The following is a 17,627-nucleotide window of genomic DNA, read 5'->3' on the forward strand; positions in this document are numbered from 1 at the left end:
GCCGCCACATACCGGCTTCCATCTGGGAGTAGGCATGGAGCAGCCAGCGGCACCGAATATTCGTTATGTAGGTGCTCCTCAAGAACACGAAGATACGACACCTCCGGTCATTACCGGCATGCCTTTGGAACAAATGAGTGAAGAGGATGTACTCAACGTCAACGTGAAGGCAGAAGATCCGGAGTCCGGAATCACTCTTCTGGAATTGACTTGGGATGGTGGGGGCGTAGAACAGGGTGATGAGATTGAGCTGACGGGTTTGGTGGGAAAACACATCTTTACAGCCAAGGCGGTTAACGGCGCGGGACTCATCACCGAGCTTTCCGTGGAAGTGACAGTCATTGCCGCAGACCAAGCCACAGGTGTACCGGGTGTACCTGCCTTGTCCGACGATAACCAACATGGCGACGGTTTGGCGGATGGAACGTACACCATCACGATGAATATGTGGTGGGGGAATAACGGTACACAGTATAAATTGTATGAGAACGGTGAACTGATTGATACACAAAAGCTCACGGCCTCAAGCCCTTCCGCCCAAAAGGCATCTACGGATATTTCGGGCCGGGTAAACGGTACGTATGTATATACTTGCGAACTGATCAATTCAAAGGGAACGACCGAATGCGCTCCGCATACCGTAATCGTCCGTGATGCAGCACCAGCAAAGCCCGTGCTCTCTCATGACAACTGGGATGGGGGTGGAAACTACACCATTACAATGAATATGTGGTGGGGCACAAATGCCACCTCCTATCGTCTGTATGAAAACGGTCAAGAGATCGACAGCCAACCGTTGACTGCTGCATCCCCGAATGCACAGACAGCGACGGCAGCGATCAAAGATCGTGCACCTGGTGAGTATGAATACGTTGTGGAATGGATCAACGACAGTGGATCGGTTTCAAGTGAATTGATTACAGTGAAGGTGACGCATTAATTAAAATGATCAAATGATTAAGCACCTCTCTATCGATATGGGGTAACCCCTTGGGTAGCCTGTCGATCGAGAGGTGCTTTTTTGTTTTTTTAACATACACAATAATGACACAACTGTTTGATTATGAAGGTAGTGGGGAAAATTTGCTCGTAAAATTGCAACCGTACCTTTAATAAGGCGCTCCAGAGCCATTTTTGGAGCGCCTTCTAGGTACAGCATTAGGGACTATCAAAATTTGGAGAAGCATACAAAACATCCATGCGAACTATGCCATATGTTAATCCAACTATAGATTGACAGGAAAACCTAAAATGTAACACAGAAATAAGGAGGGATCAGGCGCGATGGTTATGAGTTTGGAATTGAAAAATCAAATAGAGAAAGCCAGACATAACCTTCATATGTTGGTAGAGCATAACGAGGGTAGGTTTGGACATCCCGACGTGCTCCAGCAGTCCATGGTACTGGATGAATTGATCAATGAGTATAATCGAATGCACCTAAGCAAGCCGAGGGCTTGATGGATATAGATGAGCTTTTTTGCAATCATGCGCACATGATAACAGTTGGAATAGGCATAGGCAGCAGAGAGAACGAATGCTGTACCATTCCAGTTCGATCATGAGCGCATGTTTTTTTGTTACTCCTCAATGCAACAGCCGCTTGGCTTCCAGATACAGTACCTGAACGAACTTTTTCGTATTAATGCGGGTCTGGGACAAAGAGGGCTCTACATTGTTTTGCAGTTCCAGCATTTTCTTGCGAATCTCCGTAAAGTCAAAAAACTTCGACGCGTAATTCTCGAACTTCGGATGTGTATAATCGGTGAGTCCGAGCGATACGACATGGCTTAATGTTTGGAAAATGGCACGGCGCACGCGCTGCTCGGATGCTTTAATCTCCTTCGTTACTTCCGCTGGAGAGGCATCGGAGCCCAGTTTGCGTAGGGCTACGTTCTGGAAGATATCCTTAAGTGACGGGAACGTGTATGGAGAGAGCTTATGTTCCTCCGTTTCAATCTGCTCCAGGTATTCCAGCATGTCCAGCAGATCTCTGCTGCCTGCTTCTCCGATCATGCCCATCTCGGATAGCAGGAAATGTCCTGCTGTCGTAATCGTTTTGTCGGGAGCCGGTGTTGCAGCACGTTCGGAAGATTGCAGTCTGGATAGTCCCTGCAGTGTACGCTGAATATCTGCGATGGATTGCTGCATACGCAGACGTTCGTCCACCAGGCGCAGAACAGACAGGATCTCCAGCCGATTAATCGGCTTCGTAATATAATATTCGATGCCAAGCGAATAGGCTTCCCCAATCATATTTTTCGATTCAATCTGGGAGATCATCACGATCTTGCCATCGAACCTTCCTTCAAGCGCACGTATGGTCTGAATCCCGTCTCGCTGCGGCATGAGCAGATCAATTAGCAGTACATCCACCTTATGCAGCTCCAGTAGTTCAGCATGAATATGAGCTCCATCCTCTGCTTCTCCCGCGATATCTCCAAGTGCCTCATCTTCAATGATATCCATCAGCATGGATCGAACGCCAGGATCATCATCCACAATAAAATAACGCATTTCCGTGTCCTCCTTTCTGAAGAAGTGATATGAGAAAAAATGTATGGTGAAGACGATTTGTCCTACTTTTAATGTCCCCTATTATCATACTTGGTTGTATATCCCGATGTGAAGACCCGTGTAAACTGCCCAATATGTCAGATAAAGTGACAGTGAATGGATAAACGTTGCTTATTTATAAAAAATTTAAATGATTCTGTGTAGGTATTTGTCGATTTCCGTAGATGACCTTGTAGTATAAGTAACATCCGAAAGTCTAGATTCAGTGTTGTGCAGAATGGTACAAACGATACCTCTTAACCTCTCGTACTTCAGTGGGAATTTGTGCTTCTGAGGTGATAGAACTGCATGCTTTTATGAAGTAGTATGAGAATTTTTCGCTCAGTCATACAACTGGGAAACGCTTTTTAATGAACCATCAACGAAAAGGGGCATTGCCAATGGAGCAAACAATACAAGATATTATTGCAGTTTTCAATGATTTTCTGTGGTCCAAGCTGTTAATCATCTTGTTGGTGGTATGCGGTCTGTACTTTACGACCAAGACCCGGTTCATGCAATTCCGCATGATTGGAGATATGGTGAAAGTGCTTAAGGAGCCGAGAAGTAAGGAACCCGGCAAAATTTCGCCGTTTCAGGCATTCTGTATCAGTATGGCAGCCCGCGTAGGTACTGGGAACATTACCGGTATTGCACTGGCAATCGCACTGGGGGGACCCGGGGCAGTGTTCTGGATGTGGGTCATCGCGATCTTCGGTTCAGCCTCCAGTTTTGTAGAGAGTACACTTGCACAAATTTATAAAGTCAAAGATAATGGCGGATTCCGCGGGGGTCCAGCTTATTATATGGAGCGTGGCCTTGGGAAACGCTGGATGGGAATTTTGTTCGCGATTCTCATCACGTTGTCGTTCGGTTTGGTCTTTAATGCGGTTCAGTCCAATACGATTACGGTGGCATTCAAAAATTCATTCGGCATCGATCGGTTGACTGTGGGCATTATTATGGCCGTTGTGTTTGCAGGAATCATTATGGGCGGTGTTAAACGGATTGCCAAGGCGTCCGAATATATTGTCGTTGTTCTTGCTGTGTTATACATTGGCGTAGCTGCATTTGTTGTGCTGGCGAACATCACCCAGCTTCCGGCAATGATTGCCCTGATTGTGAAAAATGCCTTCGGCATTGAACAGGTCGCCGGTGGTACACTCGGAGCCGCGCTGATGAATGGTGTCAAACGTGGTTTGTTCTCCAACGAGGCGGGTATGGGTAGTGCACCGAACGCTGCGGCTACCGCGGATACAACACATCCGGTCAAACAAGGACTTATTCAGGCGTTTGGCGTGTTGACGGATACATTGGTTATTTGTACAAGCACAGCCATGATTATTTTGTTGTCAGGCGTGTACAAAGGTTCGAATTTGGGCGGGATTGAATTGACCCAAGCGGCATTAAGTGTGCATATGGGCTCATGGGCGTCCGGATTTTTGGCAGTCATGGTGTTTCTGTTTGCCTTTAGTACGCTCATCGGTAATTATTACTATGGGGAAACCAACATTGAGTTTATCAAATCCAGTAAAGTATGGCTGTGGGTTTACCGTGTCTGTGTCATCGCGATGGTGCTTTTCGGTGCTGTTGCCAAGGTACAGCTAGTATGGGATCTGGCCGACCTGTTCATGGGGCTGATGGTTGTGGTGAATCTCATTGCCATTCTGATGCTGTCCAAGGTGACATTCGAAGCGCTGAAGGATTATAAGAAACAAAAAGCTGATGGACGTGACCCGATCTTTACGCGGGACCGTATTCACATTCCGGGTGAAGTGGAATGCTGGGAGTCGGAGGCCGAGGTAGTAGGAACAAAATGAAATGAAGTTGCCAACTGACGAGGTAATTATGGATTCAGATACAACATGTGATTCACATATATCAGGATAAAAAGACAAATGAAAAAGACTTGGGATTTCCACTAGGTGGCTTTTCCAAGTCTTTTTGTTACATATTAAAGCAGTTCAAGTTCAGGCATCTCTGATGGAGTGGTAAGCATCCCATCGGGAGGTGTACCTGTCCTTAATCTGTGTAACTGATGAGTTGCTCGCACAGAGCTTTCATGCGTTCTCCCGCTTCATTTAGCTTCTCGATGACATCTGTGAAGGAGGATACAAGCGTAGCTTGGTTTGGTTTTCTTGTATAATAGCTTCTAGCTGATTCTGGTTCTCTATGGATTGGAGTTCATGGTATGTAGAACAACACAAGGGGGTTATCCGAGATGAGAGAAATCATGGATTTTGGATTGCTGCGCCAGCTTGCGCGAGAGCATGGCCTGAACCAGGTGCTCGACGAGCCTGCGCTTGCTGAATTAAGGTTGCTCGAAGCTTCCAAAGGCGAGGTTATATGTGCCAAAGGTGAACGTCCCGAGCGATTATATTTTCTCGTCCAGGGTAAGCTCAAGATATATACAACACTGCCGAATGGCAAGTCTCTGTTGCTTCGTTTCAGCATGCCACCTGCACTGGTAGGTGATCTGGAGCTGGTCAATGGCAAGGAAGCCAAAAACACGGTGGAATCCGTCAACAAGAGCCTGTTACTGAGTGTAAGCTATCGTTATCTCCAGAATACATATGCAGAGAATCCGAAGTTTCTTCATTTTATGCTCAGCCATGTGACCCACAAATTATATACCTTCTCGAATCTGTCGAGTCTCAATCTGCTATACCCGGTCGAGAGCCGCTTTGCAAGCTATTTGCTGTCTACCCTGGAACAAGGGGAGCAAGTTACCGAAGAAATCCAGACCTCCAAACTGACAGAGCTCGCAGATATGCTGGGCACGAGCTATAGACACTTGAACCGGGTTATCCATGATCTCTGCGACCGTGAAATCATCCGCAAAGAACAGCGCAACATTGTCATCTGCAATCTGGAGCAGCTGCGTGAAATTGCTGGAGGTAATATGTACGAATAAATCAAGAGTGGATGTACTATGGCTTTTTAAGCCAATAATGCGACAAAAACACCCTCTGCGTTTCATATGACAGAGGGTGCCCATGAATCCATCTTGTTGGTGGATGATCCATTTTATTAATGGTCGTGCTGTAGAGTTAGCTTTATGCTCCGATTAAACATCTCCGCGCTGTTCGAATAACTGAGCAATTTCCACGATGACTTGTGTGGCCTTCACCATATTATCAACCGATACATATTCGAATTTGCCGTGATAGTTCTCTCCGCCAGTGAAGATGTTGGGTGTAGGCATGCCCATGTACGAGAGCTGGGAACCGTCTGTTCCTCCGCGAATCGGACGGATGACAGGCTCGATATCTAAGCGAGTCATCGCTTCATGTGCAATATCGACGATCTGGCGCACAGGTTCGATTTTCTCACGCATGTTATAGTATTGATCATTTAATTCAATGGAAATGCTTTTCTCGCCATATTTGCTTTTTAACTCACCAACGACACTCAACAAATACGCTTTGCGTTCCTCAAATTTCTCCCGATCGAAATCCCGGATGATGTAGCTCATCTTGGTCAGTTCGACATCTCCCTCGATGGATAACAAATGATAGAATCCTTCATAACCTTCCGTGAATTCGGGAGCTTCCTCCGCAGGAAGACGGCGATTCAACTCCATCGCAATTTTGGCGGAATTGACCATTTTATTTTTGGCTGTGCCTGGGTGCACGTTGGTGCCCCGTACTGTGATTTTGGCAGCAGCCGCGTTAAAACTTTCGTATTCCAGCTCGCCGAGGGGTCCGCCGTCCACCGTATAGGCATACTTGGCTCCAAAAGCAGGAACATCGAACTTATGCGGCCCGCGGCCAATCTCTTCATCCGGGGTAAAAGCGACGCGGATCTTTCCGTGTTTCAATTCCGGGTGTTCAATCAGATAAGCCATTGCTGTCATGATTTCGGTAATGCCCGCTTTATTATCCGCACCAAGCAGTGTTGTACCATCTGTTGTGATCAGGGTGTGGCCTTTATATTCACGCAGTTCAGGGAAATCAGTGGTGGATAACATCACATCCAGTTCCTGATTAAGTACAATATCCTGCCCATCATAGTTGTCGATCACCTGTGGTTTGACATCTTTACCTGTGAAGTCGGTTGCTGTATCCAGATGAGCGAGGAAACCAATCACTGGAACATCCTTGTCCGTATTGGATGGCAATGTCGCCATCACGTAGCCGTTATCATCCATGGTCACTTCCTGCAAACCGATGGATTTGCATTCTTCAACCAGGTATTTACCCAAGACCAGCTGGCCTGGTGTGGAAGGGCAGGTTTCGCTATTTTCATCGGATTGCGTATCCATTTGAGCATAGGTTGTCAGTCTTTGAATTAAAATATCTTTCACCATAATCGCTCCTTCGGCTTCGGTTTATTATAGTTGGGTATATTATAACCTGTATGTCTGTATGGCTATCATATCATGTTTTGGGTTCATTTCGAGTTGTGCCAGATACATCGTCGGAGGAAAGAAAGGACCAACTAGGTATCAAAAAGGGTACTATCTCACAAAAAAGTACGTACTTGTTTTTCTATAGGTTAGGTTCATAATAGTCATTGAGGATTTGGAGTAGGACAACTGCGGCAAGAATGGGCAGCTGTTTTCCGATCTGGAAAACAAATAATTGCCTCAATATATATCATCATGTGGATAGGAGATGTAATTGAAATGACAGAGAAATTATTTTCCCCGTATCAATTTAAGGGACTTGAATTAAATAACCGTGTCGTCATGGCACCAATGTGCCAATATTCTGTAACTGCCAAAGACGGTATTCCGAACGATTGGCATCAAGTACACTATGTAAGCCGTGCCGTTGGGGGTACAGGATTGATTGTGATTGAGATGACGGATGTTGATCCGGACGGACGCATTACCGACAATGATCTGGGCATCTGGTCCGATGAACACATTCCTGCCTTTACCAAGCTGGTGGATGGTATTCATGCTTATGGCTCCAAGGTGGCGATTCAGATCGCGCATGCAGGACGTAAAGCAGAGGATGCGGCACAGCCTGTAGCTCCATCGGTAGTTACCTTCCCTGGCGAGAACTTCAATACGCCGCATGCTTTAACTACTGAGGAAACACAAGCCATGGTACAAAAATTTGCGGACGGTGTACGCCGTGCAGTAGCTGCCGGGGTCGATGCCATTGAGCTGCATGGTGCGCATGGTTACCTCATTCACCAATTCCATTCTCCGCTGATGAATCATCGCGAGGATGAATATGGACAGGATCTTTCCCGTTTTGGTGTCGAAATTATTCGTGCAGTGAAAAAAGAAATGCCGGAAGATATGCCGCTGATTATGCGAATTTCGGCAGTGGAATACGCCGATGGCGGATACGACATTGATCATACGATTGAAATTTCCCGTGCCTATCAGGCAGCAGGCGTGGATATGTTCCACATCAGCTCTGGTGGTGAAGGCCCTTCCGGACAACGTAAACCGGGTAACTACCCTGGTTACCAGGTGCCGTTTGCCCGTCGTTTCCGCGAAGAATTGAACGTCCCTGTCATTGCGGTAGGTATGCTTGAGGATTCAGCTCTGGCTCAGGCGGTTATCGGCAACGGCGATGCCGATCTGGTCGCCGTTGGCAGAGGCATGCTGCGCGATCCATACTGGGCTACTCATGCAGCCCTGGAACTGGGCGTCAGCAAAGATAAAGCGGCTATTGCAGTGCCATATTCCCGCGGATACTGATCTTAATTAGAACATTTATATATAATTAATTAAAAAGGGATGTCCCATAAGTCATGAACATGACGGAGGACATCCCTCTTTAGTGTGAGTACACTTTGTAACGAATCAAGCAGGCGCTATCTACTGCAATTTTCACAACGCTTTGGTTTAACAAATCGTAGGCACGTTACTTCCTCGATCTTGGATCTGTCGGGTACGGCCGCAAGCTTTTTCGGCGGAATAACGTGACTGAAGTTCGTTACAGTTTGCAGTATACGCGAATCCTTCTATAACGTACGGTCGGATTCGTTAGTGCTTTAACCCGAAAGTGAAACCGATTCCGAGGGAATCTCTCGTGTAGCTTCAAACACATATTTCTGATCAGAACGGGAGGGTGGCTGGTCGGGATCGAAGTCTGCATATACAACAACATCTATGAAACCGATTTGTTCCAGAATCATGCGGAGCTCCTCTACACCGTACCAACGTAGTGCAAGCTGTTGCAGTTCTGTGGCTCCCATGGCGCCACTTTTCGTAGCGAATCAGACTTACTTTGTACTGTTGAAGCATATTGACTTCGATGTCTTTGCTCTCCATTGTAATCGTGTCTCCATCCGGTAATTGAACTGTCGAGGTGCCTGAGTAATGTGAAGTCGTATTCGTCACATCCGGCAGAAAGAGATCCAGCACAAGTCGGCCTCCCGGTTCCAGATGTAGATACAGATTATGAAGGGCCTTTATGGAAGCCTGTCTGTCTTGAATAAGCAACAGTGAGCCTGCGGCGATTATAATGACTTCATAACGAAAAGGAAGATGAAGTGTCTCCAGATCAGCAGCGAACAATTCAGGCACGGGCAGTCCCCGCTCGGTGCAAAGAGCACGGCAAGAATCGAGCATATCGGTTGAATAATCAAGACCGTCTACGTTCAAACCAGCCTCAAGTAATGGGATCAGCATTCGACCTGAGCCAGACATCGCTTCGAGGATGCGTCCGTTGCAGTTCATCAGATAGTCACGATAAAATTCAATATCGCCTCCAAGGGAGTGACCGACGGGCTTGGTGGCATTGTAAACCTCGGTACATAATGGCCCATAATAACTAAAAGACATGTAATGTTTCCTCCACAACATAATTAAAATGAGCAGTGGAAGGGAATGACTGTCAGGTATTTATCCCTTCCGGCAACGGTTGGAATTAAATTTTTCAGAGCAGACTAACATAGGAATCACGCACCCATTATGTAATATGCTCCAATCATAGGTTTGTCTTTAAAGGTAGTCAATAGCTTACCTGTTGTTAGAGGAATATATTTGACACTCATCACTTAATTTTGAACAATAAGTTAAAAGGGGATTTTCATAAATTCCATGAGGATAAAATGGAATGATGCAAATGCTGATATATATATTAAGGAGGAGATATTTATGGAATATTCAAGTGCATTGCCGGATATTCGGGAACAGCTTTTGCTTCACGCACCTGTGGAGAAAGTATGGGGAGTTGTATCGACATCGAAAGGTTTGGAATCGTGGTTTATGCCAAGCAATCTGGAGCCGGTGGAAGGGCATGAATTTATACTGGAAGCAGGACCCTTCGGAAAATCACCGTGTAAAGTCACGGAAGTTCAGCCGCCACATAAGCTGTCATTCCAATGGGGTAAGGACTGGACGCTTACGTTTGAACTGACGGAGCAAGGACAAGACACGGATTTTACATTGATTCACAGCGGCTGGGACGCGGACAAACTGACTGAATTTGGACAGGCTCATGCCATCGTTCGTGAACGGATGGAGCAGGGCTGGGCAGGAATTGTGCAGAAACTGGCCCAGGTCGTTGGACAAGCGTAAGAAAACGGGAGAAGTAAAACAGATAGGGCAAATTCAAAAAAAGTCACAAGTCTTACTCCGGTCTGCATTCCGGTAGCTAAGCCTGTGGCTTTTTTGCCATTAAAATATCATGTAAGAACTATTTCCGTCAGCAACAGAAACGTGTAACATGGAGTGATAGGTATAAAACGACAAAATTAGACGTCTCTCGCCATGGAGGCGGAAGGATTACATAGATGAGAAAACATTGGATTATGCTCACCATTAGCTTTATATGTATTGTTGTTTTCCCTCTGGGTTCCATCGTACAAACGTTATTTACCGAGCGTGGCAATCCTCATGCGAGGGATGGAATCATGGACCTGACCGGCTGGGACTTTGACCGGCAGGGGGCTGCTTCCCTGAATGGTACGTGGGATTTCTATCCGGGCCAATTGTTGAAACCCGTTGACTTTGAGGCGGATATATCAGGACGCAAGCCTCTTTCTGAGCCTTTACCCATCCATGTTCCATCCCGATGGAATGGGACTCTTGGAGAGGCACATGGGTATGGGACCTATCATTTGCGTGTTCGAATTCCCCCGAGAGCAGAGAAGAACGATTATGGGATACGTACTCAAAATATCCGCATGGCCCATCGTTTATTTATAGATGGCAAAGAGATCGGCGGTAAAGGTCTGCCAGGCACAACGCAAATTACCGATATTCAGCTCAATTTGCCTTTTACGGGATTTACCTCCATAGATGGCGATGTTGCAGATATTATTGTTCAGGTATCCAATTACAGCTACTCATCTGGCGGCATTATTGCATCTATTTTGTTCGGAGACGAGCACAGCATTCTGAAAAGCCAACAGCAGGACTGGCTCAAGGATCTGATGACACTGTTCGGATTTATTCTGCCAGCTGCCTTCTTCCTGATGCTGTTCCGGCTACGACGCAGTGAAAAAGAGCTTCGGTATCTAGGGTTATTCAGCCTGTCCGGTGCGATGTACGCATTGACTCATGGAGAGAAGTTGCTGGGGACACTGTTACCATTCCTGCCGAATAATGAATTTCTGCGGCTTCAATTAATTAGCGCGGCTCTTGCGTATTATTACTTGCTTCGTTATATGGATGCGCTTGTACCTGGAGCGATCCATCAATGGTTTGTTCGCTTAGGTGTGGTTCTGGTACTAGTCCAATGCGCGGTGGGTCTTACATTGTCTCCTGTTTTGTTCTCAATGCTGGAGCTGCCCATGTTGCTGATTTCACTTGTGGTGATTGGTTACACATTGCGAGCCATGCTCCATTGGCTGAAAAAGCGACCGGATGATGGTCATTTTGTCCTGATGAGCATGATGAGTATATTTATGGTGGTTGTGCTGCACACCGTTGGTGCTTTCACCACTGTGGATACGACATTTCTTGCGCTGTATGAGTTGCTGTTATTTGTCTTTGCCCAGATGATCGTTACAGCGATCCGGTTCGCACAATCATTCCGTGAAGTTGAAGCCTTGTCCGAACGTTTGCTTGCCATCGACAGCCTCAAGGATGAGTTTATGGCAAATACGTCGCATGAACTGAGAACTCCCCTGCATGGCATCATTAATATTGCTCAATCGATGCTCGAAGGGGCGGCCGGGGTGGTCACACCCAAGCAGGCCAAAAATCTGTCCATGATCACGTCAACTGGAAAGCGGCTTTCACTGCTGGTGAACGATATTTTGGATTTTTCCAAGCTCAAAAATGGTGAAATTGAATTAAAACGGAGTGCTGTTGATCTCGAATCGGTTGCTCGAACGGTCGTTGAAGTATCTGGTTTCACCTTTGAGGATAAACCGGTTGTACTGATCCAGCAATGGCCTCCAGCGTTACCATTGGTTGAGGCAGACGAGGATCGGCTAAGGCAGATTCTATACAATCTGCTGGGCAATGCGTATAAGTACACGAAGCAGGGCGAGATTCGGCTCTATGCCCGTGTGGATGGAGCGGTGGTGACAGTATCTGTCGCCGATACGGGCGTCGGAATTGCCCCAGATAAACTGGAAGGCATATTTCAGTCTTACGAACAGGGCAATGGAACAAGTGAGAGGGTTAATGGGGGAACTGGCCTTGGACTGAGTATCACCCGTAAACTGGTCGAGCTTGGCGGAGGGACCATCTGGGTAGAATCGAAGCCTGGTGAAGGTTCGACCTTTCATTTTACCCTGCCCATTGTGCAATTTCCTCTGCTGCAAGCGAGTTCTAGACCTGTTGCAGCTCGATATGTAGCTGCTCAAGAAATAAGAGCACAGGATACGGCTGCAATCGATTGGGATGAGACGGATGATATTCTGGAAGCAGAACATACCATTCTGATTGTAGACGATGATCCAGTGAACCGACAGGTACTGTTCAATCTGTTATCGACGGAACGATATCGTGTCATTGCAGCGGATAGCGGGGCAGCAGCACTGAAGCTGCGAGAAGAACACCCCTCTATTGATCTTGTCATTACCGATTGGATGATGCCGCGAATGTCCGGGCTTGAGCTATGTCGGAAGCTGCGTGAGAATAGTTCCTTGTCCGAATTACCCATTCTGATGCTGACAGCTCGCGGGCTGCCTGAGGATATCAAAATGGGATTCCAGGCAGGAGCAAATGATTTTCTGAGCAAGCCTGTGGATGCAGGTGAACTGCGTGCCCGGGTACGGACGTTAATTGAGATGCGTACCTCGGTACAGGAGGTTGTTCGTACGGAAATGGCTTTTTTGCAGGCTCAAATCAAACCGCACTTTCTATATAATGCGCTCAACGTCATTATTGCAACATGCGCCGTCAATCCGGACAAAGCTACTGATTTGCTTATCGAACTGAGTCATTACCTCCGAGGAAGTTTTGACTTCCAGAACCGCGACCAACTAGTTCCGCTCGCGAAGGAACTGGAGTTGGTGGAATCCTATGTACATCTGGAACAAGCACGGTTCGAGGAACGTTTGGTGGTCCACTATGATATCGATTCAGATGTGCGTCTTTACCTGCCACCGCTCAGTATTCAACCACTTGTGGAGAATGCGATTCGTCACGGGGTGATGGCACGTGCTGCAGGTGGCACGGTTAACCTTGGCATTACCAGAGAAGGTGAGCACATCGTCATTGAGGTCCAGGATGATGGAGTAGGCATACCCCCTGAGCGTTTGGCTCAGGTAAGTTCAGGGCGAACGGAAGGTCCTGGAGGTGTGGGTTTACAGAATATAAATCGGCGCCTGTTGTCCTTATATGGTCAAGGGCTCGAGATTCAGAGTCATTCGGGGAAAGGAACGTTAGTACGATTTCGCATACCTGTGAAGATAGCAATTGACTCCAGATAATGCGCCGAGGCAGGCGAATCTGGTTAACAGACTAATAAGCGGGTGCCAAGTTAAGCGGTATTCCCATTGAATAATTCACGGCAGGAGGCTGGAAGAGCAATGAAAGCCATTGTAATCGATGACGAGAAACCGGCGCAGCTTCATCTGGAGCGCCTGTTACGATTGGATGGGCGGATTACCCCCGTGCAGTGTTTTTCAACAGCCCGTGCCGGTCTGGATTTTCTGGCAAAAGAGCGTGTGAACGTTGTGTTTCTGGACATTGGCATGCCGGAAATGAATGGACTGGAAGCGGCTGAATATATACAGCAATTGGACAGCAGTATTCGCATTATATTTGTAACGGCTTACGCCGATCATGCGGTTGAAGCCTTTGAGCTTCAGGCGCTGGATTATGTGCTGAAGCCGGTAAGTTCAGTGAGACTTGCCAAAACAATCGATCGCATTGCCGCAGGAATGATATCGTCATCCTTTCAGGTTGCTGCTACCGCTGAGGTTCAGGAATCTGAGGCTGTGGGGGTGGACACCCATGTGCCTGGATTGCTTACTTTCAAACATCTGGATATTTACAGAAGTCTGGATCAGAAAGCGCAGAAGCATAAGTGGCGCACAGCCAAATCGCAGGAACTGTTTTCCTTTTTGTTTCACCATAGAGGGGATTGGGTAAGCAAAGAGATTCTACTCGATAAGTTGTGGGCAGATGTCTCGCAAGAGAAAGGGTTAACGCATCTGCATACTTCCGTTTATCAGATCCGCAAACTGCTGAAGGAATGGAACATGACGACGGGCAAGCTGGAATACAACATGAACCGCTATCGTCTGTTATCGGGTAATCTGGTCAGTGATGTAGAGAAATTCGAGCAAAGTACGGCATACGTTACCGTTACGTCAGACAACGTGGATCAACTGAGGGATATCGTGACGCTCTATCGTGGTGATTATCTGGAGGAGCATGATTATCGCTGGGCTCAAGCCAAAGCGAGAGATCTGAGACGTAAATATGTGGGACTGGTCATGGATATCGCCGAATGGGACATGAAGCATGGACGGGGCAAGGAAGCGATGGAGCAATTGAGCGAACTACAGGAACGGGAGCCCTATGCCGAAGAGATTTGCCGATTAATGATGAGAGTATGTGCATCCATGGATGATCAGCAAGCCATACTCAGAATATATCATTCATTTATGCTGACCCTGCTTGAGGAACTGGGACATCAACCGGAGCCGGAAACAAGCAGGCTATATGAAGATTTAACGGCAAGGTAGGCAGAGGTTCTGGCAGGAGGATGAAGCATGAAGTTATTCATACATCGCAAAGATTTGCGTACAGATGATCTGGTCGCATTCGATTATTTGCGGAACCAGGATGCAGAGAGTCTGCATGTGCTCATCTATGACCCTTTTCTGCTTCGGCAGGGGCGTGATCAGGAACATAGCGGAGTGAATTTTCTACAGCATGCTGTAGAGCTTGGTAAGCGGTATCGGGAGTCAGGCCGCAAGCTGCACGTCGCTTATGGCAAACCAGTTGAGGTAATTGATTATATCCTCGAACAGATGCAAAGTCGTGTAGATGAAGTCATTGTTCATCGGGATATGACGCCATATGCAATCGAACGGGATCGTGGAATACGCAAGGTAACCGAGGAACGAGAAGTCGCATTTACGCAGCTGACGGATCATCTGCTGATGGATCTGAAAGGGTTCGCTGATTTTACGGGCAAGTCCGAGCCATATAAAGTATTTGCTGCTTTTCACCGACGTTGGGTGGAATTCATGAATGAGCATCCTAATCCAGCTTCAATTACTACGGTTGCGGATGTGAAGGTCAGTGATCAGCAGATAGAATGGCCGGAGCCCTTCCAGGTACCAATACAATTGCAGGCATATGATGGTTCGAATCTGAATGATCCTCATCTATTGTTGGATAGCTTTTTATCTGACAGGATTGCCGATTACGGAGACCATCGGGATGAATATGAAGCTTATGAACCGAGCCATCTCAGTTCTTATGCAGCTGTGGGGGCTGTATCCATTCGCAAGATGTACGATGCTGCAAAACGCACGGACCATGCGGACGAATGGCTCAGACAATTGTGCTTTCGAGACTTCTATCTGTATCGTGCGGTGTATGAGAGTCATTATTTTACATATGAAAAGGTATACGATCTGTCGCCGCTCAGTGAGTACCACTTCGAACGGTGGTGCAAGGGCGAAACGGGCATTCCGATTATCGACGCAGCGATGACGGAATTGAATGAGACTGGACATATGCCGAATCGGCTTCGTATTCTGACCGCGATGTTCCTTACCAAAAATCTGCAATGCCCGTTCACACTGGGTGAAGCGTATTTCAGACGCAAGCTTCGTGACTATGACAATATTCAGAACCGGGGCAACTGGCTGTGGTGTGCATCACTTGGCGAGAATGCAGCTCCATACTTTCGGGTAAACAATCCGGTGACACAGTCAGAGAAGTATGATCCTCAAGGGGATTATATTCGCAAATGGCTGCCTGACCTGAAAGATTTGCATAGCAAAGAGATCCATCAGCCCCGCCAGAATGCGATTGTTGATCTGAAAACCTCCCGACAATCGGCGATTGAGGTCTATAAACAAATACTGGCGAGCCGTCAGACCAATGGTTAAGAAAAGAAATTTGCCTTAACCAATAGATTTATATAGCGAAGATGCATTTCAGTAGTGGGGTTTACCATTTTCATCTTTGTGAACCAACATTATTTTGGACAGACAGGAACGTGCTCGCAGGCCGCGTCATAGCGGTCTTTTTTACATATATAGACATGAAGAGACTGTGAAACATGTTGAAAATTCAGGAAATTTTAAGAAATTGGACTACACATCTTAAGCTTTATGCTTTTTAATAGATAGTGAGCTTATTGTATTAAGTCATATTAGACATATCAACGAACATATTAAGGAGAAACGCTAATTATGAGTGAGACAATCAAAAGAGAGCGAATTCCAGAGCTGAATCTCGTACGGGCAATGGCCATCATCGGCGTGCTGTGTGTGCATTCCACTTCATATGCAACGGTGGACATGACAGGTTCAGGGTATTACTGGCTGTACAATTTTATTAATATTTTTATGAAATATGGTACACCAACGTTTATTTTCATGAGCAGTTTCGTGCTGTTCTATAACTATTATTCCCGCCCGCTGGATAAGAAGCTGGTCAGTAACTTTTACAAAAAAAGATTTGTTTACATTTTGCTACCGTATTTCATATTTTCATTAATGTATTTTGTAATCCTGCACTTCACGCATTATCAGGGCCGTCCGTTCGGTGAATCAGCAGTAAGTTTCATAACGAAACTGTTCACGGGCAAGGCGTATACGCATCTATATTTTGTATTTATCAATATGCAGTTCTATCTGTTATTCCCGTTGGTCTTGTGGCTGCTTAAGAAATATCCCTCAGTCGTTAAATGGTCGGTACCGATTGGGTTGCTCATTCAGTGGGCATTTATCGTAAGTAACAAATATGGCTTCCAGGTACCGAACAAGGGAAGCTGGGCTTTCTCGTACTTTTCCTACTTCATGTTGGGTGCTTTTATCGGGGTATATTTTCCAAAGATTAAACAATGGTTTGTCATCAGCCGATCTAATGCAACCAAAGCTCGTGTAGTTTCATGGATTTTGTTGTGGGCGGTATGGATATTTGCCGGACTCGGACATGTGTACATTTATTATCTGCTGCGTCTGAAGATTGCGACCTATAACACGCTGTGGTACGAGTTCTTCTGGAATCTGCATACGTTCGCCTGTGCGCTGGTGCTCATTCAGATCGCGTACCTGCTCTATCGCAAAGGACCATCCCTGATCGTCAAGCCGCTTAATCGGCTTGGGGCACTGTCCTTCGGTATTTATCTGATCCATCCATTCTTCCTGCTGGTCTATCGGAATTTCCCACCACAAACCGGGGTTTCCTGGCTGATTCACCTGTGGTACGCCGGAGGCTTTGGTGTGGCATTAATCGCTTCATGGATTGTGGTTGGACTCACTGCAAGGTTCGTTCCATTTGCATGGGTGATTTTCGGCAATTTGCCCAAACCCAAGCCACGTCTGGTACCGCAACAAAACTCGGGCCAACTCGACGTTCGTTAAAAAATATTTATGCCAATGCAGGAATAATAAACCGTTTCTTGGTCGACCATTAGGGTTGAGCAGGGAACGGTTTTTTGATTGCCGATTTGATTCATATATGGGGAACGGATGTTTCTTTTTTATATACAAAGGGTAATGAGAAGCGG

At 46.6% G+C, this 17,627-nt stretch carries 12 protein-coding genes and 1 pseudogene; 10 read left to right on the top strand and 3 right to left on the bottom strand.

The window, feature by feature from the left end; translation table 11 throughout:
* Together AMS66_RS34040 and AMS66_RS20755 are read left to right on the top strand one after the other, a co-directional pair.
* On the top strand, positions 1-940 hold a 940-nt coding region (locus tag AMS66_RS34040; RefSeq protein ID WP_330219339.1), incomplete at its 5' end, for a chitinase N-terminal domain-containing protein.
* 344 nt (positions 941-1,284) lie between these two features.
* Positions 1,285-1,461 carry an aspartyl-phosphate phosphatase Spo0E family protein gene (locus AMS66_RS20755; protein WP_053782597.1) on the top strand — a complete coding sequence of 59 codons (177 nt, stop codon included), beginning with the start codon at positions 1,285-1,287 and terminating at the stop codon, positions 1,459-1,461.
* Between the two features lie 126 nt (positions 1,462-1,587).
* Here the strand turns inward: AMS66_RS20755 and AMS66_RS20760 are convergent, their stop codons facing one another.
* Positions 1,588-2,517, bottom strand: coding sequence for a response regulator (locus tag AMS66_RS20760; protein WP_053782598.1), 930 nt, complete (start codon positions 2,515-2,517; stop codon positions 1,588-1,590).
* 440 nt (positions 2,518-2,957) lie between these two features.
* Between AMS66_RS20760 and AMS66_RS20765 the strand changes: the two genes are divergently transcribed.
* Positions 2,958-4,376: an alanine/glycine:cation symporter family protein gene (locus tag AMS66_RS20765; protein ID WP_053782599.1), complete on the top strand. Its 1,419-nt coding sequence runs from the start codon at positions 2,958-2,960 to the stop codon at positions 4,374-4,376.
* Positions 4,377-4,777: 401 nt separating this feature from the next.
* A complete protein-coding gene (locus AMS66_RS20770; protein WP_053782600.1) occupies positions 4,778-5,470 on the top strand; it encodes a Crp/Fnr family transcriptional regulator in 693 nt (230 codons plus the stop codon).
* Between the two features lie 153 nt (positions 5,471-5,623).
* Here the strand turns inward: AMS66_RS20770 and pepT are convergent, their stop codons facing one another.
* Positions 5,624-6,862, bottom strand: coding sequence for a peptidase T (gene pepT, locus AMS66_RS20775; RefSeq protein ID WP_053782891.1), 1,239 nt, complete (start codon positions 6,860-6,862; stop codon positions 5,624-5,626).
* 321 nt (positions 6,863-7,183) lie between these two features.
* Between pepT and AMS66_RS20780 the strand changes: the two genes are divergently transcribed.
* Positions 7,184-8,218, top strand: a complete 1,035-nt coding sequence (locus tag AMS66_RS20780; protein ID WP_053782601.1) for an NADH:flavin oxidoreductase/NADH oxidase — start codon at positions 7,184-7,186, stop codon at positions 8,216-8,218.
* Between the two features lie 296 nt (positions 8,219-8,514).
* Here AMS66_RS20780 and AMS66_RS20785 read toward each other — a convergent pair.
* A pseudogene (locus tag AMS66_RS20785) lies at positions 8,515-9,307 on the bottom strand (class I SAM-dependent methyltransferase).
* A 315-nt stretch (positions 9,308-9,622) separates the two neighbouring features.
* Here AMS66_RS20785 and AMS66_RS20790 point away from each other — a divergent pair.
* From AMS66_RS20790 to AMS66_RS20810, 5 genes are all read left to right on the top strand, one after another.
* On the top strand, positions 9,623-10,045 hold the full coding sequence (locus AMS66_RS20790; RefSeq protein WP_053782602.1) for an SRPBCC family protein: 423 nt from the start codon (positions 9,623-9,625) through the stop codon (positions 10,043-10,045).
* A 215-nt stretch (positions 10,046-10,260) separates the two neighbouring features.
* Positions 10,261-13,356, top strand: a complete 3,096-nt coding sequence (locus AMS66_RS20795) for an ATP-binding protein (RefSeq protein ID WP_053782603.1) — start codon at positions 10,261-10,263, stop codon at positions 13,354-13,356.
* 99 nt (positions 13,357-13,455) lie between these two features.
* Positions 13,456-14,619: a response regulator gene (locus AMS66_RS20800; protein WP_053782604.1), complete on the top strand. Its 1,164-nt coding sequence runs from the start codon at positions 13,456-13,458 to the stop codon at positions 14,617-14,619.
* A gap of 27 nt (positions 14,620-14,646) precedes the next feature.
* Positions 14,647-15,999 carry a cryptochrome/photolyase family protein gene (locus tag AMS66_RS20805; protein ID WP_053782605.1) on the top strand — a complete coding sequence of 451 codons (1,353 nt, stop codon included), beginning with the start codon at positions 14,647-14,649 and terminating at the stop codon, positions 15,997-15,999.
* Positions 16,000-16,305: 306 nt separating this feature from the next.
* The gene (locus AMS66_RS20810; protein ID WP_053782606.1) at positions 16,306-17,481 is read left to right on the top strand and encodes an acyltransferase; all 1,176 of its coding nucleotides are present in this window, start codon (positions 16,306-16,308) and stop codon (positions 17,479-17,481) included.
* Positions 17,482-17,627 lie beyond the last annotated feature (146 nt).

The sequence above is a fragment of the Paenibacillus xylanivorans genome (genome assembly GCF_001280595.1).
GTDB classification, from domain to species: domain Bacteria; phylum Bacillota; class Bacilli; order Paenibacillales; family Paenibacillaceae; genus Paenibacillus; species Paenibacillus xylanivorans.

What these genes read in the sequence shown, in the direction of transcription:
- AMS66_RS20765 (WP_053782599.1), top strand. Translation starts at nt 2,958, where the DNA reads ATGGAGCAAACAATACAAGATATTATTGCAGTTTTCAATGATTTTCTG.
- AMS66_RS20795 (WP_053782603.1), top strand. Translation starts at nt 10,261, where the DNA reads ATGAGAAAACATTGGATTATGCTCACCATTAGCTTTATATGTATTGTT.
- AMS66_RS20770 (WP_053782600.1), top strand. Translation starts at nt 4,778, where the DNA reads ATGAGAGAAATCATGGATTTTGGATTGCTGCGCCAGCTTGCGCGAGAG.
- AMS66_RS20780 (WP_053782601.1), top strand. Translation starts at nt 7,184, where the DNA reads ATGACAGAGAAATTATTTTCCCCGTATCAATTTAAGGGACTTGAATTA.
- AMS66_RS20755 (WP_053782597.1), top strand. Translation starts at nt 1,285, where the DNA reads ATGGTTATGAGTTTGGAATTGAAAAATCAAATAGAGAAAGCCAGACAT.
- AMS66_RS20790 (WP_053782602.1), top strand. Translation starts at nt 9,623, where the DNA reads ATGGAATATTCAAGTGCATTGCCGGATATTCGGGAACAGCTTTTGCTT.
- AMS66_RS20810 (WP_053782606.1), top strand. Translation starts at nt 16,306, where the DNA reads ATGAGTGAGACAATCAAAAGAGAGCGAATTCCAGAGCTGAATCTCGTA.
- AMS66_RS20800 (WP_053782604.1), top strand. Translation starts at nt 13,456, where the DNA reads ATGAAAGCCATTGTAATCGATGACGAGAAACCGGCGCAGCTTCATCTG.
- AMS66_RS20760 (WP_053782598.1), bottom strand. Translation starts at nt 2,517, where the DNA reads ATGCGTTATTTTATTGTGGATGATGATCCTGGCGTTCGATCCATGCTG.
- AMS66_RS20805 (WP_053782605.1), top strand. Translation starts at nt 14,647, where the DNA reads ATGAAGTTATTCATACATCGCAAAGATTTGCGTACAGATGATCTGGTC.